General features: G+C 63.6%; 26 protein-coding genes. 5 read left to right on the top strand and 21 right to left on the bottom strand.

Translation table 11 applies throughout. The features are described from left to right. Positions 1-124: 124 nt before the first annotated feature. Complete coding sequence (gene rpsD / locus M8744_RS10895) at positions 125-745, bottom strand: 30S ribosomal protein S4 (protein ID WP_251415388.1); 621 nt, start codon at positions 743-745, stop codon at positions 125-127. Between the two features lie 194 nt (positions 746-939). Then, positions 940-1,506: a carboxymuconolactone decarboxylase family protein gene (locus M8744_RS10890; protein WP_251415374.1), complete on the bottom strand. Its 567-nt coding sequence runs from the start codon at positions 1,504-1,506 to the stop codon at positions 940-942. Between the two features lie 86 nt (positions 1,507-1,592). On the opposite strand from M8744_RS10890, the gene M8744_RS10885 reads away from it, so the two are divergent. After that, on the top strand, positions 1,593-2,222 hold the full coding sequence (locus tag M8744_RS10885) for a TetR/AcrR family transcriptional regulator (RefSeq protein ID WP_251415371.1): 630 nt from the start codon (positions 1,593-1,595) through the stop codon (positions 2,220-2,222). 3 nt (positions 2,223-2,225) lie between these two features. Here M8744_RS10885 and M8744_RS10880 read toward each other — a convergent pair whose 3' ends face one another. The 8 genes from M8744_RS10880 to M8744_RS10845 form a co-directional block, all read right to left on the bottom strand. Next, positions 2,226-3,293 (bottom strand): Hint domain-containing protein, encoded by a 1,068-nt coding sequence (locus M8744_RS10880; RefSeq protein WP_251415367.1) that lies wholly within the window; start codon positions 3,291-3,293, stop codon positions 2,226-2,228. Positions 3,294-3,416: 123 nt separating this feature from the next. Then, on the bottom strand, positions 3,417-3,635 hold the full coding sequence (locus M8744_RS10875; RefSeq protein ID WP_251415364.1) for a lipid A-modifier LpxR family protein: 219 nt from the start codon (positions 3,633-3,635) through the stop codon (positions 3,417-3,419). After that, entirely contained in the window at positions 3,622-4,335 is a 714-nt protein-coding gene (locus M8744_RS10870) for a lipid A-modifier LpxR family protein (RefSeq protein WP_251415362.1), read from the bottom strand. The genes M8744_RS10875 and M8744_RS10870 overlap by 14 nt, the downstream gene beginning before the upstream one ends. Before the next feature lie 87 nt (positions 4,336-4,422). Next, positions 4,423-5,124: an ABC transporter ATP-binding protein gene (locus tag M8744_RS10865; protein WP_251415359.1), complete on the bottom strand. Its 702-nt coding sequence runs from the start codon at positions 5,122-5,124 to the stop codon at positions 4,423-4,425. Beyond that, on the bottom strand, positions 5,117-5,896 hold the full coding sequence (locus M8744_RS10860) for an ABC transporter ATP-binding protein (protein WP_251415356.1): 780 nt from the start codon (positions 5,894-5,896) through the stop codon (positions 5,117-5,119). Before M8744_RS10860 ends, M8744_RS10865 begins: the two co-directional genes overlap by 8 nt. After that, complete coding sequence (locus M8744_RS10855; RefSeq protein WP_251415353.1) at positions 5,893-7,755, bottom strand: ABC transporter permease; 1,863 nt, start codon at positions 7,753-7,755, stop codon at positions 5,893-5,895. The genes M8744_RS10860 and M8744_RS10855 overlap by 4 nt, the downstream gene beginning before the upstream one ends. Positions 7,756-7,835: 80 nt before the next feature. After that, positions 7,836-9,041, bottom strand: coding sequence for an ABC transporter substrate-binding protein (locus tag M8744_RS10850; RefSeq protein ID WP_251415350.1), 1,206 nt, complete (start codon positions 9,039-9,041; stop codon positions 7,836-7,838). Positions 9,042-9,073: 32 nt separating this feature from the next. Beyond that, on the bottom strand, positions 9,074-9,568 hold the full coding sequence (locus M8744_RS10845) for a hypothetical protein (RefSeq protein WP_251415347.1): 495 nt from the start codon (positions 9,566-9,568) through the stop codon (positions 9,074-9,076). Positions 9,569-9,744: 176 nt separating this feature from the next. Between M8744_RS10845 and M8744_RS10840 the strand changes: the two genes are divergently transcribed. After that, the gene (locus tag M8744_RS10840; RefSeq protein ID WP_251415344.1) at positions 9,745-10,167 is read left to right on the top strand and encodes a MarR family winged helix-turn-helix transcriptional regulator; all 423 of its coding nucleotides are present in this window, start codon (positions 9,745-9,747) and stop codon (positions 10,165-10,167) included. Between the two features lie 67 nt (positions 10,168-10,234). Here M8744_RS10840 and M8744_RS10835 read toward each other — a convergent pair whose 3' ends face one another. From M8744_RS10835 to M8744_RS10810, 6 genes are all read right to left on the bottom strand, one after another. Next, entirely contained in the window at positions 10,235-10,819 is a 585-nt protein-coding gene (locus M8744_RS10835) for an amino acid synthesis family protein (protein WP_251415325.1), read from the bottom strand. After that, positions 10,816-11,400: an amino acid synthesis family protein gene (locus tag M8744_RS10830; protein WP_251415322.1), complete on the bottom strand. Its 585-nt coding sequence runs from the start codon at positions 11,398-11,400 to the stop codon at positions 10,816-10,818. Before M8744_RS10830 ends, M8744_RS10835 begins: the two co-directional genes overlap by 4 nt. Further along, on the bottom strand, positions 11,393-12,262 hold the full coding sequence (locus tag M8744_RS10825) for a UPF0280 family protein (RefSeq protein WP_251415319.1): 870 nt from the start codon (positions 12,260-12,262) through the stop codon (positions 11,393-11,395). Before M8744_RS10825 ends, M8744_RS10830 begins: the two co-directional genes overlap by 8 nt. Continuing rightward, positions 12,259-13,755 carry a 6-hydroxynicotinate reductase gene (locus M8744_RS10820; protein ID WP_251415316.1) on the bottom strand — a complete coding sequence of 499 codons (1,497 nt, stop codon included), beginning with the start codon at positions 13,753-13,755 and terminating at the stop codon, positions 12,259-12,261. The genes M8744_RS10825 and M8744_RS10820 overlap by 4 nt, the downstream gene beginning before the upstream one ends. Positions 13,756-13,827: 72 nt before the next feature. Then, positions 13,828-16,572 carry a molybdopterin-dependent oxidoreductase gene (locus M8744_RS10815; RefSeq protein ID WP_251415312.1) on the bottom strand — a complete coding sequence of 915 codons (2,745 nt, stop codon included), beginning with the start codon at positions 16,570-16,572 and terminating at the stop codon, positions 13,828-13,830. After that, positions 16,572-17,399 carry an FAD binding domain-containing protein gene (locus M8744_RS10810; RefSeq protein WP_251415309.1) on the bottom strand — a complete coding sequence of 276 codons (828 nt, stop codon included), beginning with the start codon at positions 17,397-17,399 and terminating at the stop codon, positions 16,572-16,574. Before M8744_RS10810 ends, M8744_RS10815 begins: the two co-directional genes overlap by 1 nt. A 157-nt stretch (positions 17,400-17,556) precedes the next feature. On the opposite strand from M8744_RS10810, the gene M8744_RS10805 reads away from it, so the two are divergent. The 3 genes from M8744_RS10805 to M8744_RS10795 all read left to right on the top strand — a co-directional run bounded on the left by M8744_RS10805 (position 17,557) and on the right by M8744_RS10795 (position 22,571). Beyond that, a complete protein-coding gene (locus M8744_RS10805; protein WP_251415295.1) occupies positions 17,557-18,732 on the top strand; it encodes an amidohydrolase family protein in 1,176 nt (391 codons plus the stop codon). Between the two features lie 72 nt (positions 18,733-18,804). Further along, positions 18,805-21,999, top strand: a complete 3,195-nt coding sequence (locus M8744_RS10800) for a 2Fe-2S iron-sulfur cluster-binding protein (RefSeq protein WP_251415279.1) — start codon at positions 18,805-18,807, stop codon at positions 21,997-21,999. A 50-nt stretch (positions 22,000-22,049) separates the two neighbouring features. Beyond that, positions 22,050-22,571 carry a TetR/AcrR family transcriptional regulator gene (locus M8744_RS10795; protein WP_251415276.1) on the top strand — a complete coding sequence of 174 codons (522 nt, stop codon included), beginning with the start codon at positions 22,050-22,052 and terminating at the stop codon, positions 22,569-22,571. On the opposite strand, the gene recO is transcribed toward M8744_RS10795, so the two are convergent. The 5 genes from recO to lepB all read right to left on the bottom strand — a co-directional run bounded on the left by recO (position 22,572) and on the right by lepB (position 26,258). After that, a complete protein-coding gene (gene recO, locus M8744_RS10790; protein ID WP_251415273.1) occupies positions 22,572-23,306 on the bottom strand; it encodes a DNA repair protein RecO in 735 nt (244 codons plus the stop codon). Positions 23,307-23,345: 39 nt separating this feature from the next. Beyond that, positions 23,346-23,678 (bottom strand): DUF1491 family protein, encoded by a 333-nt coding sequence (locus M8744_RS10785; protein WP_251415258.1) that lies wholly within the window; start codon positions 23,676-23,678, stop codon positions 23,346-23,348. Continuing rightward, positions 23,675-24,583: a GTPase Era gene (gene era / locus M8744_RS10780; protein WP_251415255.1), complete on the bottom strand. Its 909-nt coding sequence runs from the start codon at positions 24,581-24,583 to the stop codon at positions 23,675-23,677. Before era ends, M8744_RS10785 begins: the two co-directional genes overlap by 4 nt. A 155-nt stretch (positions 24,584-24,738) precedes the next feature. Then, positions 24,739-25,425 (bottom strand): ribonuclease III, encoded by a 687-nt coding sequence (rnc, locus tag M8744_RS10775; protein WP_251415239.1) that lies wholly within the window; start codon positions 25,423-25,425, stop codon positions 24,739-24,741. Beyond that, positions 25,422-26,258, bottom strand: a complete 837-nt coding sequence (gene lepB, locus M8744_RS10770; protein WP_251415222.1) for a signal peptidase I — start codon at positions 26,256-26,258, stop codon at positions 25,422-25,424. The genes rnc and lepB overlap by 4 nt, the downstream gene beginning before the upstream one ends. Positions 26,259-26,298 lie beyond the last annotated feature (40 nt).

The following is a 26,298-nucleotide window of genomic DNA, read 5'->3' as shown; positions in this document are numbered from 1 at the left end:
CCGCATGGAAAGAACCAAACGCCGGGGCGCGGGCCGATGTTGCGCCCATGCACAAGTCGGGCAAAGGAAAACCCGCCGCGGCCGGGCCGGGCGGGTTTCCATCGTTACAAAGGGTCGGCGCAGATCAGTTCTGCGCGTAGAATTCGATGACCAGGTTCGGTTCCATCATCACCGGATAGGGCACATCGCCCAAGCCGGGAGTGCGGACGAAGGTCGCCGTCATCTTGGAATGGTCGGCATCGATGTAATCGGGCACGTCACGCTCGGGCAGTTGGGTGGCCTCGAGCAGCGCGGCCATCTGCTTGGACTTTTCGCGGACTTCGATCACGTCACCCTCTTTCACGCGGTAGGAGGGAATGTTGACGCGCTTACCGTTCACCAGGACATGGCCATGGTTCACGAACTGTCGTGCGGCAAAGACGGTTGCAACGAACTTGGCGCGGTAAACAACCGCGTCCAGGCGGCGCTCCAGCAGACCGACAAGCAGCTCACCGGTGTCGCCGCGCTGACGCTCGGCTTCGCGGAAGATGCGGCGGAACTGTTTTTCCGTCAGGTCGCCGTAATACCCCTTGAGCTTTTGCTTGGCGCGCAGCTGCAGGCCAAAATCGCTCATCTTGCCCTTGCGGCGCTGACCGTGCTGGCCGGGGCCATATTCGCGGCGGTTGACGGGGGATTTCGGGCGGCCCCAGATGTTTTCACCCATCCGGCGGTCAATCTTGTACTTGGCAGACGTGCGTTTGGTCACGGCTGATCTCCTTCTTAGAATGTGAAGGGCGTTGTCCTCTGGATTGCTCCCGACAGGCATCCCCTTGCGGGGGCCACCAACACCAATGAAGCCGCGCTTATACGCGTGCCCGGCCCGGAGTCAACCGCTTGTCGCACAAGCGGCCCAAGGGATTACCCCATTGGCCGCTTGCGGGTACCACCGATGCATCTTGGTCAATCGACCTTGTAATCCGCGAAGGCCGCGTCGACCGGCGTGCCGGCAAGATGGTTGACATAGTTCGAGAACGTCTTGCACGCGATGGCAACAACGATGCCCAGAACATGGTCCTTGCTATACCCGGCGTCCAGGAAGGTATCGACCGCCTCTTTGCCAGGGTTCCCGCGAGAAACCACCATCGATTCCACGAAATGCGACAGCGCCGCAAGTTTGGCATCGGGCAGGTCTTCACCGGCGCGCAACGCTTTCAGGACATCCTCGGGCACGCCTGACTTCTTGTCGGCGATCATGGAATGCGCAGCGGTGCAATAATCACAACCGTTGACCTTGCTGATGGTCAGAAATACCACTTCTTGCTCGGGCGGTGTAAACCCCGAGTTTTCGCGAAAATCTGCATAGGTTTGCATGTAACCGGCCAGAACGCTCGGCTGCACGCCCATGTAGGTATACATGTTGGGCACGAAACCAAGGTTGGATTTCGCGGTTTCCATCAGGTCACGGGCGCGTGGTTGTGCGGTTTCCAGCGTGACTGGTTCAATCGACATAAGAGGGCCTCGGCTCATGAAAGTAGCTCCTTTTCTATAGAACGTTTGTTCTGCTAATTACGCTTACATTGACGCGCTTTTTAAAGAAAGGTATTTTCAGAACGATGAGTTCAAAAACCAGTGAGGAACAAGGCGCGAAACGGCGCGGCCGCCCCCCGAAAGCCGGGCAGGCCCAGGTGCTTGAGGCCGCGATGACGGTTTTCTGGGCCGAGGGTTACGAGGCGTCCTCGGTCGATACGTTGTGCCGGGCTACCGGTTTGCCGCGTGCAAGCCTCTACAAGAAGTATGACGGCAAGGAGGGTTTGTTCCTCGCCGCTCTTCAACACTACGTTGAAACGCGCATCGCCCCGATGCTTGCCGCGCTTGACCAAGGTGGCTCTCTGACATCGGACCTTGCGGCCTTCTTTGAAAAGGTGGTGGCACTGGCCACCGGGCAACACGGGCCCAACGGCTGTCTCATATCATGTGTTTTAAGCGATGCCGCCGGCACCAACCCGAGGTTCAAGACCGAGTTGGAGACAAGGTTTTCCGCGCTTGAGACGCGGCTGGCAGACCGCATTGCCGCCGAGGCCGCCGCTGATAGCGGCGCTATCGCGCCGCGGGTTCAGGGCATGCTTTTGGCGGCCGTCGCCCGCGGAATAATGGTACGCGCACGCGCGGGCACGCCGGCATCGCAACTTGCGCCGGTTGCCCATGCAGCGGTTCAGGTCTGCGCACCGCAACCCGGCGTGTGAAGATCAGGCCGCCTCGTGCTGCAAAATAGCCGCCTCCGAGCGCGACAGGTTGCGCCGGGCGTAACTGCCATAGCTTGTGGGGTCGTATTCCAACTCGGGGTGCAGGGCCAGAAGCCGGGCGCGATCCTCTTCGGCCAGCGTGCTGAGCGCCGCGTTGGCGGGGTGGAAACTTTCGCTTTCCACACCGTTTGCCCAAACCACCTGGTGCTGGGGCAAAAGCAGATGAATATAGGTCACCTGCCTTAAATTGGTGTCCACGGCCACGGTCGACCCGTTGACCAGATCGCGTGCCGCGACCAATACTTCGGGTGTGTTGAACAGAGCCTGCGCGGCACGCCCCCGCACCAACATGCGGTGTTCGGGCGACACGATCAATTCCTGGTCGGGGCGTTCGATCCCCAAAGCGCCCGCCCGGATTCGGATCGGGCGCAGCTTGGGCATCGCGAAAAGCCGCGCGCCAGTCATCCTGCGGCTGCCGATCCACAGTACCTCTTGCGCGCCGCTGTCTCTTGTCTGGACATGATCGCCTTCGCGCAGGTCCTGGACCAGGCGCGGCCCATCGGGCGTGCTGATCCACGTGCCGGGGGTGAAACAGATCACCCCACCGCTGGACGGACCCATCGGGTTTTGCTGCGTGACGTTGTCGATCGTGTGATGCACGACCCAAAGATCACGGCCGCGAGGTGGAATCTTGTCAAGGAACATCAACAAGGGTGAAGCACCGGGGCCCACCTCGATCATCGTGATTGTATAGGTCTGCGCGCCATCGGTCACGACTATGGCGCTGTCATCCGACATTTCAGGTGTGCCCACCTGATGCAAGTCGCGCTGGCCACTGATGGCCGCCCCTACCAGGCGCCGCACCATGTGCGCCGCACGCCGCCTGACATTGTCTTCGCCATCCGCCTGCTCCAGCCGCAACACGTCGCCGGGGCCGTCCACGCGCACGGCCTCTCCGCGCCACGCCCAGGCTGCACCCACCGACAAGGATTCGACAGGTGCGGCCACGAGACCGTCGACTTCCGTTTGCGACCAGGAGATGACGAACGTGCCTCCAAAGCCCGTTCCCATGCTCTGCCTGTATATCTGCCTCAGTTTTATTATTGTCCCGAGGATAACAGAGCCGATTCGTCACGGAAAGGTTTTTCTTGCCAAGGCGTTAAAGCGTGATCTTCATGCACCGTGACACACCGGTCAAAAACGAACCCTGAGGCGCAGCGACCCTGTCAGTTGCCCGTCGGGCTGTGCCTCGAATTCCTTGCCGAGCCAGGTCAGGCCATAGAACAGGCTGCCAAGGCGCCCGTCATGATGCACACCCAGCCGCAGACGTGTGCGCATGTCGGTCAAATCATACCCACGATCGGCAGGCAGGTAGATACTGTCAGAGACATGGGCGACATCACCCCCAAGCACCAGCGCCGCCCCCCCTGAACGATGGTTGCACAGCGCGATATCGATGGCCCGATACCATGTCGCGTACCATCAAGGCTCCTTGCCCCACCTGGCCGAACACCAGGTCGGCGCCCGCGCGCACCAAGGTTTCATCGCCCCAACGTCCTTCGACAAACGGGTGCAATGTCGCCGACGAGCCCAGGGAAATGTCGCGCCCGATCTCGAACACAAGGGTTGGATGCAGGCCATCGTCGATCTGGTTGGCTCGCACGCCGGGTGACGGACCAGCCACCCCAAGCAGATCGTGCAGCGACTGTTGCAGATCGTCGAGGCCCGTTTGCGGCCCGGTCATCACCAGGTCGGTACCCAGTGACATATCTGCAGCGCCCCGGCGGAAATGGGTGTGAAGCCCGGCGAAAAGCGCACCGGCATAAGGTCGGTCCGTCGGGTTGGGCGCGCTCAGACTGGCGGGGGCCATGACCTGCCCGCCCCAGCGCAGTTCGATCAGCTGACCGAACCTCTGGGGCATTTGCCCCGACCATGTCGGCCCCCAGACATGGCTTGCCTGGATCGACCCGGTCCGCCAGCGATCCTTGAAATCGCCGAAGCTGTCATTTGTCAGCAAAAGCCCTTGGCCCAGGTAGCGCCGGGCCTCTTCGGCCGACGCGGTGCTGACAACGCCAAGACATCCCACCAGAATCGCCGCGAAAAAACGGATCATGACCGCTCCCTTCAACCGCCCCCAGCGACTTTCCTAGCGCCGATACCCCCGCCGCGATAGTGCGCAAGGGCAACACATCCGTACCGATCAAATCGAAAGGTAGGCGTCGCGGATCTCGGGATGGGCATTCAGCTCTTCCAGCGTGCCGTTGAATTTCTGTGTGCCCCCCTCGATGATCACCGCCATATCGGCCACCGCGCGGGCGAAATGCAGGTTCTGCTCTGACAACAGCACCGTCAGCCCGTCAGCCTTGAGCGTCTTGATCACGTTGACCATCTGTTCAACGATCACGGGGGCGATGCCCTCGCTCGGTTCATCGAGCAAAACCAGGCTGGGGTTGCCCATCAGCGTGCGCGCAATGGTCAACATCTGCTGCTCTCCCCCGGAAAGGGCCTTGCCGCGGTTGCCGCGCCGCTCGGCCAGGTTCGGGAACAGGTCGAAAAGCATGTCGGTCGTCCAGGCATAGGTGCCATCACGCGGCGGCTGGCGGCCAACCTCAAGGTTTTCGGCCACTGTCAGATCGGTAAAGATTCGCCGCTCTTCGGGAACATAGCCCAGCCCCAGCTTGGCCACCTTGTGCGTGGGCATGCCGGTGATGTCCTGGCCCTGGAACGTCACCTTGCCGCTGCGCGGCTGCACCAGTTGCATGATGGATTTCATCGTCGTGGTCTTGCCCGCGCCATTGCGGCCAAGTAATGCCACCACCTGCCCGCGCGCGACCGTGAAACTCAGGTCGTTCAGCACATGTGCCTTGCCGTAAAAGGAATTGACCGCGCTCAGTTCAAGCATCTTCTGCCTCGTCTTCCGATTTGAACACGGTGCCGCCGCCAAGGTACACCTCTTGCACGCGGGGGTCGTTTCGAATGGCTTCGACATTGCCATCGGCAATCAACTGCCCGCGGTTCAGCACCATGATGCGATGCGAATGGGCAAACACCACGTCCATGTCATGTTCGGTGAACAGCACACTTACACCCTGGTCGCGCACGATATCCGCCGTCAGTTGCATCAGCGCGATCCGCTCTCGCGGGGCCATGCCGGCCGTGGGTTCGTCCATCAGCAACAGCGTCGGCTCATGCGCCAACGCGATGGCCAACTCCAGCCGCTTGAGATCACCGTAGGCCAGGACCGCGCAATGGCGATCCGCCTGTTCGGCCATGCCGACCATCTCAAGCAGCTCATGCGCGCGGTCGCGGTGCATCTTGTGCGCATAGGGCAGCACCTTCAGCACCTGGTGATTATGCGACAGCAGCGCCATCTGAACATTTTCAACCACCGTCATCGAGGCATAGGTGGCCGTGATCTGGAACGTCCGCCCGACGCCCCGACGCCAGATTACGCGCGGCGAAAGCCCGGTTATGTCCTCTCCCATAAGGTGCACGCTGCCCTTGGTGGGGCGCAACTGCCCCATCAGCATGTTGAAACACGTGCTTTTGCCTGCGCCGTTGGGCCCGATCAGTGCCAGCAACTCGCCCTTGTGCAACTGTAACGATACGTCGTTCACCGCCACCAGCCCGCCAAAGGCCTTGGTCAGGCCCCGGGTTTCCAGAACCACGCTCATGACTCGTCCTCCGCTCTTTTCAGCACGCCCAGCCGCTCGGCCCATTTGCGCAATGTTCCCACGATCCCGTCAGGCGCGAGGATGACCACACCGATAATCAACAGACCCATGGCAAGCCTCCAATATTCAAAGCGGGTCAGCACGTCCTCGACCCCCTTGAAGAAGGCGGCGCCGACGATGCCACCCGAAAGGGTTTTCACACCGCCCAGGAACACCACGATCAACGCGTCGAAACTGCGCGTGATCTCAAGCTCGTTGGGGAAAATGCTGCCTTTGGAGAAGACGAACAAACCGCCCGCCAGCCCGGCCATGAAGCCCGCGAAGGAAAAGGCCAGCATACGCACGCGACGTGTGTTGATACCCGTCGCCTCGGCCTGGCGTTCGCTGTCACGCGCGGCGCGCAAGGCATAGCCAAAGGGCGAATGCGCGACATGTCTCAAGAACAGTACGCCCCCCACGCTGAAGACCAGGGTAAAGTAGAAATAGGGCGTCGTGCCGCTCAACCATTTCGCGGGCCATAGCCCCAGGATGCCATCGTCACCGCCGGTGAATTCGCCCCATTGGAACACCAGGCTCCACAGCAGTTGTGCGAAAGCCAACGTCAGCATGGCGAAGTAGACGCCCGTCAACCGCAGGCACACCCAGCCGATGATGAACGCGCCCAGACCCGCGCCAAGCGGCGCCAGGATAAACGCCAACTCCATCGGCGTGCCGGCATGTTTCACCAACAGCCCGGCCACGTAGGCGCCACCGCCGAAATAGGCCGCGTGCCCAAAGCTGACCAGCCCGCCCAGACCCAGCAGGAAATGCAGCGAGGCGGCAAACAGGCAGAAGATCAGGATGTCGGTTGTAAGAACCTGCATGAAGCCCGAGCCATAAAGCGGCAGCGCCGCCAGTGCCGCCACGCCCGCGGCCACCAGCAGGCGCACCTGCAAACCGGCGGGTTTGATCGGGCGCTCGGGCTCGCCGACCTGGCCGTGCTCACCGGCCACCTCTTCGCGGCCAAACAGGCCGTAGGGACGGATCATCAGCACCAGCACCATGACGATGAACATCAGCACAAGGGTGGATTGCGGAATGTAGGTCACGCCGAACACGTTCAGAACGCTGATGATCACTGCGGCCAGGTAGGCGCCGGGCAAAGACCCCATGCCGCCGATCACCACCACCACGAACACGGCCGTCAGGATGTTGAAATCCATCATCAGGTCCGCACCGCCCTTGGGCAGTTGCAAAGCCCCGCCCAGCCCAGCCAGGCCACACCCCAACGCGAAGACGCCCGTGAACAGCCATGCCTGGTTTACACCCAGCGCGCCCACCATTTCCCGGTCCTGGGTCGCGGCGCGCACAAGCACGCCAACGCGCGTCTGCGTCATCAGGTACCACAAGGCCAGCGCCACGAAGGGCGTGATCACCAGCAAGGCGATATCGTATTTCGGAACGGGTTCACCCATGATGCGCACCACGCCGACCAGCCCCGGTGAACGCGGGCCCAGCAGATCCTCGGGGCCCCATGTCATCAGTGCCAGGTCCTGAATCACAAGGATCACCCCGAAAGTGGCAACCAGTTGAAACAGCTCGGGCGCGCGATAGACGGGGCGCAGCACCAGGATTTCGACCAACATGCCGATCAGCCCCACGGCCAGCCCCGCCAGTAGGATGGCCCCCCAGAATCCGACCACGCCGGGAAGCACCTGAATCAGAGTGTAACCGACATAGGCGCCCAGCATGTAGAAACTGCCATGCGCGAAATTTACGATGCGGGTGACGCCAAAGATCAGGCTAAGCCCCGAGGCGACCATGAAAAGCGCCCCTGCATTGGCAAGCCCCGTCAATAGCTGAGCGATGAAAAGGCCCATCTACATCCCTGTCCTGGTTTATGTGGGAAATGCCCCGCCGCACGGCGCTGACCGCGCGGCGGGTATCGATATCGCGCGGATCAGTCCGCCGGGCGGAGCTTGCTGACCTCTTCGTCGGACGGCAGGTAATCGGCGCCATCCTTGTAGACCCAATCCACCATCACGCCCTTGTCGTCACGCAAGGCGAGTGTGCCCACGTAGGCGCCCATGGTCGACTGGTGGTCGATGCCGCGATAGGTGATTTCACCCATCGGCGTGTCCAGCGTGAGGTCCTTGAACGCCTCGCGGATCGCGTCGGTTTCGGTGCTGCCGGCCTTTTCCAGTGCTGCGGCGATGGATTGCACGGTCATGTAACCCACGATCGACCCCAGCCGCGGATAGTCGTCCCACCGCTCTTGATAGGCGGAAACGAACGCGCCCGCCGCGCCCTCTTTCAGATCATACCAGGGATAGCCGGTCACGATCCAACCCTCGGGTGCCTCGGCACCCAGCGGGTCCAGGTACTCGGGTTCGCCCGACAGCAGGCCGAAAACCTGACGGCCTTCGAACAGACCACGGTCAGTACCTTCACGCACGAATTTGCCCAGGTCCGGCCCAAAGGTCACGTTGTAGATGGCGTCAGGCTTGGACCGTTCGAGCGCCTGGACCTCGGCCCCGGCGTCGATCTTGAACAGGGCGGGCCACTGCTCGGCCACGAATTCGGCTTCCGGTTTCAGCCGCAGCAGATTTTCCTTGAAGGCCGACACCGCATCCTTGCCATAGGCATAGTTGGGCGCGATCGTCGCGAATGTCGTGGCATCGGTCTTGGCCGCCTCTTCGGCCAGCATGGCGGCCTGCATGTAGGTCGAGGTACGCAGCCGGAAGGTGTAGTCGTTGCCCGACTCCCAGACCAGGCTGTCGGCCAGCGGCTCGGACGCCAAGTAGACATAGCCGCGCTGCGCCGCCAGCGACGAGATCGCCAGACCGACATTCGACAGGATCGAGCCGGTCAGCATCACCGCGCCGTCGCGGGTCATCAGTTCTTCGGCGATCTTGATCGCCTCGCCGGGCTCGCCCTGGTCATCGCGAAAGATGAATTCCAGCGGCCGGCCCATCACGCCACCGTTTTCGTTCACCTGTTCAAGCGCCAGTTCGATCCCGTTCCTGTAGGGCTCGGCAAAGGCAGCCATGCGTTTGTAGTGGTTGATCTCGCCGATCTTGATGGGGTCTTGCGCGGCGGCACTCAGCGGCATCGCGGCCAGCGCGGCGGCCCCGATCATGCCTTTGAGAAATGTCTTTCTTTTCATTTTCTTCCCTCTCTGTTGGTTCCTGTTCAGCCTCAGTCGTGCTGAACGAATGTCGGCCTTTCCGGTTCTCCCGGATATTCTGACGTTTCCGCATCGACCAGATCGCGGATGCGCTTGCTGTAAACATTCGGCGCCTTGTCGATGGCGATGCGAACGGGCTTTCGTGTCTGCGGCCTCTGCTCTTCCTCGTGAATGGCGCCCAGCACCTGCTTATCCTCTTCACAGTCGCCCCGGAGCACCGCATCCATACGGGCGCGGGCCTTGTCATGATCCTGCGCCATGCTGCGCATATGCATCCAGTGGTCGATTGCGTAATCTTCGGTCACGCGGATCACGTAATGCAAGGGGGCATCCTCGGGCAGGTTGCGCCCCGCATCGACGCGGCCAAAATAAATCCGCTCGACGATCCGGCCCGCCGAGGCGCAAAACATCTCCTTGGCCCGCCCACCGGTCATGACCGGTTTCAGCGTATCGCCGAAATCGCGCGACCAGCCGGCGACAGGCCGGACATTTTGGACAAAACTCATGCGCGACCACTCCCTTGCTGGCATTCAGACTCGCTCGCAGCTGCGGCACCGTGTCTCGATTGGGCACCATCATATTGTTAGTTGTCAAACAATTTCTGCCCCCGTATTCCCGCAAATATTGGACCATGCGCGAATAACGTGAAAGAGTGGTTCCAAACTGGGCGGAACGGATGGACATGAACGTCAACACCGACACGGAATACCGGCTTGAGGACCAGATCGGTTTCAAGCTGCGGCTGGCGAACCAGAAACATCTTGAACTGTTCGCCCGCATGATGCCCGAGGTCACGCCCACCCAGTTCGCCATCCTGGCACGGCTGCGTGAAACCGGGCCGATCTCTCAAAACGACCTGGGCCGGCGCGTCGGGCTCGACGCCGCGACAACCAAGGGCGTGGTCGACAGGCTGCGCGCCAAGGGGTTGGTGGAAAGCCGCAAAAGCCCGACGGACCTGCGCCGGCTGGTGATTTCCCTGACCGACGAGGGCCACATGTTCGCAGACCGGGCCGTGGCCACCGCGACCGAGATTTCACGCGCCACCGCCGCCAAGCTGACCCAGCGCGAACTGACCCGGCTTTTGGCGTTGCTGGACAAGCTTTGAGTTCTCCAAAAGCGCCGTAACGATGGCCGCGTAGGGTGGGCAGGCCTGCCCACCGCCACGGCCCGTATCAACGCAGCCCGTCTTTTCCTTCGGCCTCGTCATGGGTCAGCCCGCCCACGCGTGGCAAGGGGCGACCGCTGTCGGTCACGGCCACGGCGACGAGGATTTCATCAGCACGCGGCGCATCGTTCAACCGCACTTCCACCCCGTCGAAATGGCTCCGCACATAGGCCGCATCCTTGTGGCCCAAAGGCACGTCCAGGTCCTGACCGGGCCCACCCATTTTCTTGGACGACGGCACCAGCGCCGCCCCCTTTTCCACCGCTTTCCGCAAGGGTGCACCCAGTTTCGGGTGCAGGATGGCGGCAGCATGTTCCAGTTCGCCATTCTCGCCGACCATTGCGGCCTTGCCATAACTTTCGGCCTGTTCCGGCGCGATGCCCAGAGCGGCCACGGCCCGTTCGCCCAGCAAGCCGCCCAGTTCGGCGCCGATCTCCATCAGTTCCGAAAGATCGTCATGGTAGTGCCCGGCAAAGGGGTTGGCGATCACCGCCACGGCCACCGCCTTGCGGGTGGGCGGGTCGATCCGTTTGCCTATCTCGGTGTGTGTTTCTTCGACCCAGACAGCCAGTTTGCGAATATCCGCGCTCATCTCAAACCATCCTCTCCCTTGATGTCCTTGGCAGCCAACCCGCCCGCACGGTCATGCACGCGCGCGCCCGTTGTCATCACGAGAACAACCGCCATCTCTCTCGCGCGCGGTGCATCGTTCAGCCCCACCTCGATCGCGTCAAAATGGCTGCGCACATAGGACGCATCGGTATGCGTCACGGGCACGTCCAGCCGGGTGCCCGGCCCGCCCACTTTCTTGGTCGACGGCACGATGGCCTTGGAGCCTCCCAGTACCTCGCGCATCGCGTAGCCACCCGGCGCGTGCCACAACGCGCCGTGCTCAACCTCACCCTCAAGGCCCACGATGGCGCCCTTGCCGTAGCCTTCGACAACCGACGAATCGCCACCCAGCGCTTCGACCAGCCGCTGCGCCATCATCACACCCAACGGTTTGAGGTCTTCCATGAAGGGCTGGATATCCTCGACATATTCACCGGCGTAGGGGTTGGCGATCACGGCCACGATGGCCGCCCGGCGATAGGGCACGTTGGCGCGCGGTCCGCCCTCGTGAAACACCTCTTCGACGGTGGTCAGGATCTTTCGGATTTCCACGTCAGGCATGGGCCAGGATTCCTTCTTCTTGTTTGTCATGAACGGCACGCGGGGCGATATCGCCCACCACGCGCGCCTGCCCGCGCAGCATAAGCGCCGCGCCGACGATCAGCCCACGCTGCCGCATCTGCCTTGCCGCCGCAACACCGGCTGCCAAGGCACGTGCCACCTCATCCGGGGTCAACAGACCGACCGCACGCACGACCGGGCGGTCGCCCAGGTCACTGTCATCCTGCACGTCGCTTGCGGGCACGCGTCGAATTTCGGGATGATCGGCCAGGTCGACCGCCCCCGCGATCAGCGTGGCCGCCACATCCGCCGCAGCGGCATTGGCCGCCAGAACAGTCACGCTGTCGGCGATCCCCAGGCTCAGGCTGCGCCCGCCCGCGCCACTGGTCGCCACGCCACGCACCGCCATGTCCGCATCGACACAGGCCCTGCCCAGGCCGATGCCATCCAGACCGGCCAGACCGATCTCGAACCGCGCGCCCGGACCAAGGTACAGCGCGATATCGCCGCCGTTGTTTACATAGGCGCGGGTCAGCGGCGCTGCGGCAACCATCGCGGCCAGAACCTCATCAGCAACCGATCCGGCCACCGCGGCCATTGGCGTGACAAAGGTGACACCCTCGGCCTGGGGTATGCATGCTGCGTGCATGCGTTGCGCCACCAGGCCGGCAGGCGCATCCCCCACCGGGCGGCGCAGCAGCGGCAACTCCTGCACGAGTTCCTCCAACACGGTTTGGAAGCGGTCTGTTGCAGCAGCAAAAGCGGCGTCACGGTCGCCATCCGCCCCGATCACCAGGTCGATGGGCCCGTGCTGCAAATGCAAGCGCTGGCCGGGCAGGATGGCGGCGACAGGTCCGGTCATTTGCGCCCCTTGCGTGAATGGCTCCATCGGTGGTGCTGGCGCGTATGCGGATCAGGCCCGCCCTGCGGCAGCACCTTGCGGATCTCGGGGTTCAGCACGGAGTCAACCGGCTGCACATGTTCCGTGTGCCCGCCCAACGCGGCGTAGTCCTCGGCCCGCAGGGTGAATTCAATGGGTGCGACCAACGCGGGGGTCGGCACGTAACCGAACGAATTCGTGGGCATATCCATCACATCGGCCATGAAGGTGATACCACCACCGGGCCAGACATAGGCCTCGGCCCCGCCACAGCTGACATATGTCAGCGCATCCTTGACCGAATGGGTCAGGCGCACCGGGTTTTCAGTGACACCGGCACGCAGGCTGCCCCCTGCACCGCCCATGAACAGAACCGAGCAAAGCGACGGTTCGCAGTTTTCCGCGATGCGCTCGCAGGTTTTAAGCAGCGGCGGCGTGATGTCGGCCGGTTGTGGCTGCAACTCTTCGTCAAGCGTGAAAAAGGCCCATTGCTCACCCGTCGTCGAAACCATCAGCAGCCGCAAACCGGGCCAGGCGTTCTTTGGATCGGCGGGGCGCAAGACCGTCAACGGGTCATCAACATCGGTGCCCCCCCAGCCGGTGCCCGGTTCGGCCACCTGGAAATAGCGCCCCGGCGTCGAGCGGCGGCCGTTGATCCTTATCCCCGAGGGTCGCATGCCCAGCTGTTTGCCAGCCTCGTGCTCGGTCAGCACACCGGTGATATGATCATCCACCACGATCACCTCGTCTACGTGACCTTCCCACTGCTTGGCGAACATCCCGATCGTGGCCGAGCCACAGCCGACGCGCATCAATTTCTCGGGCGCCCCATTGATGACAGGTGGCTTTCCGGCCTGCACCACCAGCGTGGCGCCCCCGTCGATCTGCATTTCCACAGCGTCGCGATTGCACAGGCGCAGCAGCGCATCGCAGGTCACGCGGCCCTCTTTCTTGCTGCCCCCTGTCAAATGCTCGACGCCGCCCAGCGACAGCATTTTCGAGCCGTATTCCGAGGTCATCACATGGCCGATCGCCTCGCCATCCACGCGCACCACGGCGCGCTCGTGGCCGATATGGCGATCGGTGTCGATCTTGACCTTGACGCCGCAGTAGCTGAATATTCCCTCGGTCACGACGGTGACCATGTCCACCCCTTCGACATCCTGGCTGACGATGAAGGGCGCGGGCTTGTAATCGGGATAAGTGGTGCCAGCCCCCACGGCAGTTACAAAGGTCCGGTCACCCTGGATCACGTCGCCATCCCAATCCTGGGCCTGTGCATCATCATGCAGGAACGCAACCGCCCGCGCGCCTGACTGGATCACCGTCAGCGGATCGAGCCGCACCAGTTCCCCCCCGTGATTGGCATAACGGTCGCAGGCGCCAGCCTTGCCGTCGGCGATGTAGCACATGACCGGGCAGGCATCGCAACGGATCTTTTCCGGCTTGGGGCGGCGGGGGGTATCGTCAGGCATCTCGGGTTCCTACATCTTTTCTCAGGGAGCGGCGGCTTTGCCGCAGGTCACGCCGGGGCCAACATCATCGCCTCACGCATGGCCCGCCTCCTTCAACGCCGCGCGCAAGCGCGCGGGCGTGACGGGCACCTGCCGCAGCCGTGCGCCGGTGGCACGCGCAATGGCATTCAAAATCGCGGGTGCCGTGGGGATCAGCGCGTGTTCACCCAGCCCCTTTGCGCCAAAGGGGCCGTGCGCGTCCTCTTCTTCGATGACAAGGGTTTCGATCTCCGGCATGTCACCGAAGGTGGGGATCAGGTAATCGTGCAGGTTCTCGGTGCGGCCTGGGATGTATTCCTCCATCAGGGCAAGGCCCAGCCCCTGCGCCACCCCGCCTTCGACCTGACCCTCGATCAGAAGCGGGTTTATTGCGCGGCCCACGTCATGGGCGGCCTTGAACCGCAGCACGCGCGCGGTGCCCAGCCTTGTGTCGACCTCAACCAGTGCCAGGTGCGCGGCATAGCCGAACTGCGCATAAGGCACGCCCTGGCCGTTTTCATCCAGGGGCTCGGTCGGCGGGTCATAGGTTTCGGCCACGCGCATCACGAAACCCTCGGAATCGGCGGGGAGCTGGTCAAGCCGCAGATCATGCGCGCCGCTGCCATCCTGCACATGGGCATCCGGCCCGAGCCGAAGAACCGCGTCCTCGGGCGCGTTGACCAGCGCCAGCACCTGCCGCCGAAGCGCCGTGCCCGACAGCCGCGCGGCGTTGCCGGTGACGAAAGTCTGCCGGCTGGCCGAGGTCTTGCCCGCGTCCGGCGTGACATCGGTATCGCCCCCCTTGATCAGTACGTCGCGCGGATCAACGCCCAATGCCTGTGCGAAGATCTGCGTGATAACCGTATTCGAGCCTTGGCCGATATCCGCAGCGCCCTGGTGCAGCACAACCGTGCCGTCGGCACGCAGACCGGCCTTGATGGTCGAGGGGTTGGGCAACGAGGTGTTGCCGCAGCCGTACCAGCCCCCGGCAATGCCGACGCCACGTTTCAGCGTATCGTTTTCAGCGTTGAACGCCGCGCAGGCCGCACCCCATTCGGCCCAGGCGGGGCGCAGCGCCTCGAAGCAGGGCTTGATGCCAACACCCTGATCGAACACTTGCCCGCAAACCGTGGGCACGCCGTTTACCAGCGCGTTCTTCAGACGAAAATCCAGTGCGTCTATGCCAAGCTGATCGGCGAGTTCGTCGAACAAAACCTCTTGCGCGATGGCCGATTGCGGCACGCCAAAGCCGCGAAACGCACCCGCGGGCGGGCCGTTGGTGTAGATTCCGCGCGCCTGTGCCAGGTAATCGGCCACGCGATAGGGCCCCGAGGCATGGATCGGCACACGGTTGGCCACGGTCGGCCCCCAACTGGCATAAGCACCAGTGTTGAACAGCCCCTCGAAATGCATCCCCGACAGCGTGCCATCCTTGCACGCGCCGATTTTAAGGCTGATCTGCGCGGGATGGCGTTTGGTGGTCGATTGCATCGATTCGATGCGCGAATAGGCCATGCGCACCGGCTGGCCCAGTTTCAGCGCGGCCAGCGCAAGGAATGGCTGCACGGAAACATCGAGCTTCGAGCCAAACCCACCCCCGGTGGCTGTCGGCACGATGCGGATGCTTTCAAGTGGCAAGGCCAATGCCTTGGCCAGCATTTGCTGGTCCATCACCGGGGCCTGCGTGCAGGCATGCACATGCACGCGGCCATCCACGACCTCGGCAAACCCGGCTTCGGGCTCGATATAGGCGTGCTCGACAAAGCCAGTGGTGAAATCGCCCTCGGCCACCACATCGGCACGCGCCAGCGCGTCATCGGCCTGCCCGTGCCGCACGAAACCACCGGTCATCACGTTTTGCGCGTGCCCCTTGTGCAGTTCGGGCGCGCCATCGGCCATCGCCTCAGCAACATCCAGGATCGGCGGCAGGTCTTCCCAGGTGACCGGAAAATCGGACGCGTCGAAGCGGGCCAACTGGTCGGCCGAGCCAACGATGGCGGCGATCGGCTCGCCGCGGAACCGGGCATAACCTTCGGCGAAAACGGGCTGATCCTCGAACCCCGGGATCACGCCAAAGGCGTTGCTTCCGGGCACGTCATCCGCTGTCAACACCAATGCCACCCAAGGATGCGCCGCCCGAAACCCGTCAATATCCCCAAGGGTGAATCGTGCGTGGAAGTGGGGCGAGCGGATCACCCGCAGCGCAAGCGCACCATCGGGCGCCACATCATCGCCGAACGCCTCGCGCCCGTCGACCTTGGGCGCACCATCCAGCCGGGTCAGGGCCGTGCCTACCGCACCGCTGACCTCTGCCTGGGCCACGTTGCCCGCGCCGGCGGCCACGATCGCATCGACGATCTTGGCATAGCCGGTACAGCGGCACAAAACCCCGCCCAGGGCATCGCGCACCTGTTGGGCTGTCGGCGCGCCGACATCGCGCAGCAGCGCCACGGCGCTGACCATCATGCCTGGCGTGCAGATACCGCATTGCGCGGCCTGGTGGGCCTGGAACGCCAGCGCCAGGCGGGCACCTTCGTCGCTGCGTACCAGCCCTGTCAGCGTATCGACCTGCGCGCCATCGGCCCGCGCCGTCGGCATCAGGCAGGCACAGACCGCCGCGCCATCGACCAGCACCGTACAAGCCCCGCAATCGCCCGCGTTGCACCCCACCTTTACGTCGCGCGCGCCCAGCCGTTCGCGCAAGGAGTGTGACAGCCGTTCACCCGGGTCGGCATCGACCGACACCGCCTGCCCGTTCAGCTTGAAACCCGTGCGCGTGATTGCCGTCTGGTCGTCCATCATGCCCCCCTTGCCGCCTGCGCTATGGCCCGGCCTACCAATTCTGCCACAGCGTCAAGGCGATAGCCCGCGCTGCCGCGCACATCGCCGATGGGCGACAGATCTTTCAGATGATCGGGGCGCACCGCACCGGCCAAGGCGTTGACCGCCACGCCCTGCAGGTCGGCCTCAAGCGCCGACAGGCGCCGCGCAACCGGCGAACAGGCCCCAACGGCCACACGCGCCCAGGCCACGCGCCCGCCTTCGACATGGACAAGCGCCGCGACCATGGCGATCGAGATCACCAGGTATTTCCGCGCACCCAGCTTGATGAAACCGCCCGCCGATGGCCCGGGGTCGGGGATGTGCAGCGCGGCCAGCAACTCGCCCTCGCGCAGGTCGGCCTGGCGCGGGCCGGTCACGAAATCGGCCAAGGGAACCTCGCGCGCGCCATGCGGGCCGATCAGTTCAACCTTTGGGTCCAGCGTCAGCAGCGGCGGCATCCCGTCAGCTGCGGGCGAGGCGTTGCACAGGTTGCCGCCCAGTGTGCCCGCGTTCTGGATCTGTAGTCCGCCGACCTCTCGCGCGGCCCGCTTCAACCCGTCAAAAGCGGGCGGCAAGTCGGCGCGCGCAATGTCGGTCCAGGTGGTGGCTGCGCCAATGCGCCACCCGGCCCCGTCGCGCGTGATGCCGCGAAACCCCTGCAGGCGCGTCACGTCCAGCACGTTCATGGGCACCGGCCCATCGCCGCGCGACGGGTACCAATCGGTGCCCCCCGCGATCACCGAGGCGCCGCTTGCCAAGGCCGCAAGCGCATCCTCGATCCTGTCAGGCCGGTGAAACCCCATGTGCCCTCCGCCAATTTCATTTGCACACATACAAGAAAGCGCGGCACGGGGGATTCTGTCAAACCCTTTCGAACATGCTGCATCTGCAAAAGCGCCCGCTTGATCGATCTGCCAATTCTGTTAGCGTTCAAATGAAATCAACAGAAGGGGCACGGCCATGTCCGACACGCCGCAGAAACTAGTTATCCGCAATATCGGCCTGATCCTGTCGGGCAAGATGGAAGAGCCGATTTTCGACGGCGACTGCCTGATCGCCATAGACGGGCGCATTTCAGCATGGGGCCGCGAGGCCGACATGGACACCACCGGCGCGACCACTGAGATTGATGCCAATGGCGTCACGCTGGCGCCGGGGCTGATCGACAGCCACGTGCACCCGGTGGTCGGCGACTATACCCCCCGACAGCAACAACTGCACTGGATCGACAGCACCCTGCATGGCGGTGTAACGACAATGATTTCCGCGGGCGAAGTGCATATGCCCGGCCGCCCCAACGACCCGATCGGCACCAAGGCAATGGCGATCGCCGCGCAGCGCTGGTACGAAAACCTGCGCCCCTCGGGGATGAAGGTCCATGCCGGCGCGCCGCTGCTGCAGCAGGGCCTTGAAGAAGAGGATTTCAAGGAAATGGCCGAGGCCGGCGTGCGCCTGATCGGCGAGGTCGGGCTGGGCACCGTCAAGGACGGCAAGACCGCCAACAAGATGATCGGCTGGGCACGCAAATACGGGATGCAAAGCACCATCCATACCGGTGGGCCCTCGATTCCCGGTTCGGGGCTGATCGACGCTGACATGGTACTGGAAACCGGCACCGACGTGGTGGGCCACATCAACGGGGGCCATTCCGCCCTGCCCGACGACCAGATCGTGTGCCTGTGCGAAAACTGCAAGGCGGCGCTGGAAATCGTGCATAACGGCAACGAACGCGCAGCCCTTCTGACGCTGAACACCGCGCGCGAGCTGGACAAGATGGACCAGTTGATCCTGGGCACAGACGGGCCGGCCGGCTCGGGCGTGCAGCCTCTGGGCATCCTGCGGATGGTGGCGCTGCTGTCTTCGCTGGGCAACATCCCGGCCGAGGTAGCGTTCTGCTTTGCCAACGGGAACACGGCACGTCGGCGCGAACTGGATTGTGGCATCATCGAGGAAGGTCGTGCCGCCGATTTCGTCCTAATGGACCAGGCCCAGCACGCACCCGGAAAGCACATGCTTGAATCCGTGCAACTGGGCAACCTGCCCGGCGTGGGCATGACGATCATCGACGGCATCGTGCGGTCGACCCGCAGCCGGAACACGCCGCCCGCAACGCGGTTGCCCCAGGTTATGGCATGAAATCTGCCGGGGTTTGCTTGATCCTGCAGGCCCCGCGCTGCATCCTGAGCGCCCGACCTGAACGGAGGGCCGATGCGCCTGTTTTCCACCCGTAACCGGCCCCTGCACCTGGGGCCCTATCCCGTTGACCGGCTGAAACGCGGGGCGATGCCCGACCTTTCGGGCGTGCCCCATGCCACGCCGGTGGGATTTGAGCGCCCCGATGACCCCGCCAGCATCGTGAACGCCATGCGCGACGCGCAGGCCATGCTTGACGTGCTGCGAACCGGGGCGGCCAATCCCGCGCGCTCGGAAATTCCTGCCGACCCTGTCGAAAGGGCCAATCACCTGAAGGCGTTCGCTCATTTCTGTGATGCGGACATGGCTGGCGTGGCGCGCATTCCCAAGCTCGCCTGGCTGGATTCGGCAGTGGAAAATCCCGCCATAGCCCCCCTGACCGACCGGCTGCGCACCGAACAGACCAATACCCTGGCCGCCGGCATCGACCAGGTCATGGCCGATTTGCGCAGCAGCGTCGAAACCCCGCCCGCGCCGATCTCGCACCACACCCACGCGCTGGTATTGCTTTATGCCTGGCCGCGAGACCCGCGTGAGGACGAGCCGGGCAGCGACTGGATCATGAATGCGCAAGCCCAGCGCGCGTGCCTGCGTGGCGCTGAAACCGCCACGGTGCTGGCAAATTACATCCGCCTACTGGGATGGGATGCGCGGGCACATTCCGGTGCTGCGGCCGATGTCTGCATGAACCGGCTGGCGGTGGCGGCGGGACTGGTCGATTCCGATCTGGCTGCGCCCTGGCTGGGCCATCGCTACGGGCTGAGCGTGATCACGACGGATATAGCTCTTGCCTGCGATGCCCCGCTGGCCCCGATGGACCGGCAGCCCTGGTATTGGATGCGCGGCCCCGGCTGGCAGTTGGGAACTGGCCACACCGCTAAAACCGGCCGCACCGCCGACCCTTACGCCAACCGCGATTTCGCCGACGGCCCGCACCCGTTCGAAACGCTCAAACGGGTGGACGACCCCACCACCTATATCGACGAGCCCAACGTCGCCCGCGTGCCCAAACGCACCGACCTGTTCGCCCGGGCGCAATTCGGTGATATGGGCCGCGCGCTGCAAAAGGGTGCGGCGGGTGGTCTTTACGTACGTAGGCAGGCGCCGTCGCTGGCGCAGCGGCGCGCGTTGGGGGCCTTTGTTCTGCTGCAGGATGGCCCAGCGGCAAGCCCGCGCATCACCACAGACCCCGCGCGAAACGCGGCCAACCTGAAAGCTGCAAGTTATTTCCTGGGAATGGATGCCGTGGGCCTGTCGCGCTGTCCCGAATGGGCCTGGTATTCGCATGACGCCCTTGGCGACCCGATCGACCCGCCGCACGACCAGGCGATTTCCATGATCGTCGACCAGGGCTACGAGACGATGGAAGGCGCCTCGGGCGACGACTGGATCTCGGTCGCGCAATCCATGCGCGCCTATCTGCGCTTTTCGATCTTGGGCAGCGTTATTGCCCAACAGATTCGCAACCTCGGGTTCTCGGCCAAGGCCCACAGCGTGATGGATGGCGAGGTGCTGCAACCGCCGCTTTTGCTTTTGTCGGGCCTGGGCGAGGTAAGCCGGATCGGCGAGGTGATCCTGAACCCCTTCCTCGGGCCGCGCCTCAAATCGGGCGCTGTCACCACCGACATGCCCGTCGCCCACGACCGGCCGATAGATTTTGGCCTGCAACGATTTTGCGAAGCCTGCAACAAGTGCGCGCGCGAATGCCCCTCGGGTGCCATCACCGCCGGGCCCAAGCGGATGTTCAACGGCTACGAGATCTGGAAATCGGACAGCCAGCGTTGCGCCGCCTATCGCATTACCACGCAAGGCGGCGCCATGTGCGGGCGCTGCATGAAAACCTGCCCCTGGAACCTTGAAGGGCTGTTTGCCGAGGCCCCTTTCCGCTGGGCGGCGATGCACATACCCGCAGCCGCGCCCGTATTGGCGAAGCTGGATGACGCGGTGGGCAATGGCGGGCTGAACGATTCCAAGAAATGGTGGTGGGATATCGAGCTGAAGGAAGATGGCAGTTATGGCATGCCCGCCGCCCCGGTAAACCGGCGCGACCTGCAAAAGGACCTGGTGCTGCGCCATGAAGACCAGACGCTGGCCGTCTATCCCGCGCCGCTGGCGCCGTGGCCCTGGCCATACCCCTTTCCGATGGACCGCGAGGCCGGAATCGCCGCCTACAAGGCGATGCTGCCCGCCGAAGACTACCGCGCCCGCAGCGCGCGCGGCGAAACGGGCCACATACACCGCTACACCGTGCCGGGTGATCCGCCCGTGGTGAAAGTAACGCTTGCCGACGTTTCGCAGATGACGCCGGATATCACGAAATACACCTTCACCGCGCCCGATGGCGCCGCATTGCCGCGATGGAGCGCGGGCGCGCACCTGGACGTGGTGGTGACGCCCGAGTTCCTGCGGCAATACTCCATGTCGGGCGACCCCGCCGACCGGAGCCGATACGAGATCGGCGTTCTGCGCGAAGATGCGGGGCGTGGCGGCTCGGCCATGTTGCACCGGATATTCACGCCGGGACGACGGGTATTCGTGTCAAAACCGATCAACCATTTCGGGTTGGTGGAAAACGCGGAAAAGACTTTTCTGATGGGCGGCGGCATCGGCATCACCCCGATGATCGCCTTTGCCCACAGCTTGCACGCGCTTGGGCGTGACTTCGCACTGCATTATTCGTGCTCCAGCCGCACGGCAGCCGCCTATCTGGACGATTTGAGCGCCGCGCCATGGGCCGACCGCGTCCACCTGCATTTCAGCGACGAGGGCAGCCGCGCCGACCTGTCTGCCATCCTGACGGGCTACCGCCCCGGCTGGCATGTCTATACCTGCGGGCCGAACCGTTACATCGATGCGGTGATACAAGCCGCGGAACAGGCAGGCTTCCCCGAAGAGGCACGGCATCTCGAATATTTCTCGGCCCCCGAGGAACCGGATTACGAGAACTACCCCTTCACACTGCAACTGCGCGACGGGCGCCAAGTGAACGTGGCCGCCGACCAGTCCGCCACCGATGCGCTGGCGGCGGCGGGCGTGCATGTCGACGTTAAATGTGCCGAAGGTCTGTGCGGCGTATGCCAATGCAGGGTTCTGTCGGGTGACGTTGAACACCGCGATTTCGTTTTGTCAGCCAGCCAGCGGCAATCTGCGATGATTTTATGCAAATCGCGCGCGGCAACGGCTGACGCCGTGATTGAGTTGGACCTCTGACGCCCGGCGCAGTATGGCTGGGGCCGACAAGGAAAACGCGGATTGCGCGCATGGCCCGCCTGAAGAAAACCGACTGGATCGCTGCCGGCCTCAGGATGCTGGCCGATACCGGGCCGGAGTCGCTCAAGGCCGAGCCGATGGCCCGCGCGCTTGGAAATACCAAGGGGTCATTCTACTGGCATTTCGCGGATGTGCCCAGTTTTCACAACGCCCTTATCTCGCACTGGGCCGAACGGGTGAACGCCCCGCTCTTCGACCGCGCCGAAGCGGCCGACACCCACACCGCCGCCCTGCGAAGCATGACCCAGCAGATCGCCCAACGCGATTTCGGCGATCACGCAAGGGCCGAGCCGGCAATACGCGCCTGGGCCCTGTCAAACGACCAGGCAGCACGGGCCGTGGCCCGGGTGGATGACGAACGCTTGCAAGCGATTTCCGCATTGCTTGAGCGGGTCGGTGTATCGAACCGCGATATCGCGCACGCGATTCTGGCCGCAGCTACCGGAATGCCCGACGACATCACCGGCGACCCGATGGGCACGCTGGTCGACTTGGTGTTGGCGTTGCGATGATCAGCCGTTGCGCGCAAGGCGACGCTGCATGGCATCAACGAAACGGTGGCGCGCTTCGGGCAAGGGTTTGTCGCCCATGTCATATGCCATGTGATTGGCCAGGAAATGCCCCGTCACCCCAAGGCCCTCAATGATCTCGGCATCTGATGCATCGCCTTGCCCCAACAGGCATTGCGGCAACGGCAGCAATCGATCAGCCCATTCCCCCGCGCCGGCGGCCGACACGGCCCGCCCGCTTTTGGGCGAGATGTAAACCAGCCCCGCACGCGCCCCTGTCACAGCACAGGTCGAAAGATCCAGCCCGTATCCCAGTTCTTCAAGAAGGGTCATCTCCCAGCGCAGATAGGCCAGCGGCCACAAATCGGCATCGCCCAGCAGATCCAGCAGGTTTTCCGAGTGGAGGTAAAGCGCACCATGCGCCTCGCGCTCGGGCAGGGCAAAATGCAAGAGCGCCAGCACCGCGTTCAGCCCCGCCAAGGACAGCCGGTCGCCCATCGCCTCGATCCGGCTGCGCACCGGTTCCACGGTGAAGGCCCCGATATGATCCTCCAGTCGCGCGCGCCAGGTCACATCCAATTGCGCACCCGGTTGCAACACCGGCGCCATGCGACGCCCCGCGCCACCGCGCACCACGCCGGCGTGGCGCCCGCGCGAGGGTGTGAACACCTCGATTATCGCGGCGCTTTCCCCGTGCCGACGGCTGTGCAGCAATATTCCCTGGTCGCGCCATTCCATGCGCAGATCATTTCGTGCAAGACCGCGAATAACAAGGGCTCAGCCCAGCCCCTCGGCATCCAGCATGTGCCGGCCCTGCCGGTCCTCGACCTCGATCACCCAAAGGTCGGGGTCGGTGGCGCGCTGGCGGGCCAGCACCGCGTCAACATTGGCCTCGTCACCCTCGGCCAGCACGTCCCAAACCCGCGCGCCGCTTGCCAGGTCAAAGGTGCGGTGAAACAGCCACGCCTGCCCATCGAGCGTGTTCAGCTTGATCATCACCGTGCCGCCGGTGTCGTCACCATGCGCGACGACAAAAGCCGGAATATCCACAAGCCGCAGCCGCGCAAGATAGGCATCTACCCAAAACCGCGCGGTCAGCCGGTCGCTCACGCGTTGCCATCCTTGAAATCGAGGCCCATTTCCGAATAGCGCTCGGCCTCGTCCAGCCAGTTCTCCCGAACCTTGACCTGTAGAAACAGGTGCACGCGGCGGCCCAGGAACTCTTCCAATTCTTCGCGCGCGGCCTTTGATATGGCCTTGATCGTTTCACCCTTCTTGCCAAGGATGATGCCCTTGTGCCCATCGCGCGCCACATAAATCATCTGGTCGATCCGGGCCGAGCCATCCTTGCGCTCTTCCCAGTTCTCGGTCTCGACGGTCAGTTGATAGGGCAATTCCTGGTGCAGCCGCAGGGTCAGCTTTTCGCGCGTCATTTCTGCGGCAATCATGCGCATCGGCAGATCTGCAATCTGGTCTTCGGGGTAAAGCCAATGCCCCTCGGGCAATTCGCTCGCCAGCCATTTTTTCAGGTGGTCAACGCCATGGCCCTTTTCCGCGGAGATCATGAATGTTTCGGCGAAATCGAACCGTTCATTCATGTCCTTGGTCAGCGCCAGCAGCGCGGGTGCCTCGACCCGGTCGATCTTGTTGATGGCCAGCGCCACCTTGCGGCCGCGCGCAACAGCGGGCAGTTGCTCCAGGATCGCCTCGACCCCTTCGGTGATGCCACGATGCGCCTCGATCAGCAGCACGACGATATCGGCATCGGCCGCGCCACCCCAGGCGGCGGCCACCATCGCACGATCCAACCGGCGGCGCGGCTTGAACAGGCCCGGCGTATCAACAAACACGATCTGGGCGTCGCCTTCGATCGCGACGCCGCGAATACGCGCGCGCGTCGTCTGCACCTTGTGGGTGACAATCGAAACCTTGGCCCCGACCATGCGGTTGGTCAGGGTGGATTTGCCGGCGTTTGGTTCGCCGATCAGGGCGACAAAGCCGCTGCGTTGGGTCATTTAGCTTTTTTCCTTTGCGATCTTGCGGCGGGAATAGCCGATTGCGCCGCTCAAGGCGAGTCCGGTGATCGCCAAGGCGCTGCAAGTCCTGCGGGTTCGGCAGCCGGGCGGTATCGTTACTGTTTCAAGTGCCAAGCGGGCTGGCGTGGAAGGGGTCAGGCCCCGGATTCGACCTGCGCCAGCAGCGCTTTGGCCGCGGCCTGTTCGGCCTGACGCTTGCTGCCGGCTATGGCCGCAGCGCGCTGGCCATCCTGTAGTTCCACCGCGATGGTGAATTCGGGCGCGTGGTCGGGGCCCGAGCGTCGCTGTTCGGAATAGACGGGCGGCGGCATCCCGCGGGCCTGCGCCCATTCCTGCAACGCGGTCTTGGGGTCGCGGGCGTCGGCCTCGACCCGGCCGATACGGTCACCCCAAAGCCGCAGGATCATGTTCTTCGCCGCGTCGAAACCGGCATCAAGGTAAACGGCGGCGATCACCGCCTCCATCGCGTCGCCCAGAAGGGCCTGCTTGCGCCGACCGCCCGACATCATTTCCGACCGGCCCAGTTTCAGCGCGTCACCCAGGGAAATGGCGCGGGCCACGTCGGCGCAGGTTTCCTTGCGCACCAATGCATTGAACCTTGGCGCCAACTGACCCTCGGTCGCCGCCTTGTCATGGGCCAGCAGCGCCTCGGCCATCACAAGCCCCAGCACCCGGTCGCCCAGGAATTCCAGGCGCTGGTTATCCTTGCGGGTGGGAGACGACATCGAGGAATGTGTAACCGCACGCTGCAACAGCTCGGACCGGGAAAACCGGTGCCCGATCCGCGCCTCAAGCGCAGTCAATTCGGCCGACAGCTTCACTCGATCCCCTTGAAGAAACGATCGCCCCGCCATGTCCAGAAGGCCAGCATCGAACGCCCCGCGGACGAGAACATGACGCGATCCGCCCGCCCGATCAGGTTTTCATAGGGCACGTACCCCACGCCGCCTGCCTGTGGCGGCACGCGGCTGTCGGTAGAGTTGTCGCGATTGTCACCCATGAAAAAGTAATGTCCCGCAGGCACGTTATAAACAGGTGTATCGTCCGAGCCCTGGCGCGTGATGTTCAGGACCGCGTGTTCCGTGCCGCCGGGCAGGGTTTCGATCTGGCGCGATTTTTCGCACAGCCCACCACGACCGACCGGCCCGTTCTCGCAGCGTGGGCGCAGACCCTGCGGCCCCTGCGGCTCGGCCACTTCGGTGAAGGTGCCGTCGTCGCGCAGTTCGACCGGGGTTCCGTTGATCACCAACCGCCCTTCGCGCATCTGGATGCTGTCGCCGGGCAAGCCTATCAGGCGCTTGATATAGTCGGTGCCGTTGACGGGATGGCGAAACACCACAACGTCGCCGCGCTTGGGCTCGCCGCCCAGGATGCGGGTGTTATCGCCATCCAGAAAACCGCAAATGTCCTTGGCGTCGATATGCAACCCGATCGCGGGCACGCGGATCGTGGGGCAGGACGCGTAGGAATAGCCGTAGGTCATCTTGTTGACGAACAGGAAATCCCCGATCAGCAGCGTGTCCTTCATCGACCCGGAGGGAATCCAGAATGGCTGGAAAAATATCGTGCGGAACACGCCTGCGATCAACAGGGCATAGACAATCGTCTTTACGGTTTCGACGAAGGCGTTGCCCTTCTTGGCCTCGGATGCCATTGGCGTGCTCCTTGCGGGGTTGGAATGGTCGCTACATGCG

Origin of the sequence: Lutimaribacter degradans (assembly GCF_023703375.1) — a bacterium.
In the GTDB taxonomy this organism is placed as follows: Bacteria; Pseudomonadota; Alphaproteobacteria; order Rhodobacterales; family Rhodobacteraceae; genus Lutimaribacter; species Lutimaribacter degradans.
This window is presented reverse-complemented; position numbering and strand designations above follow the sequence as displayed.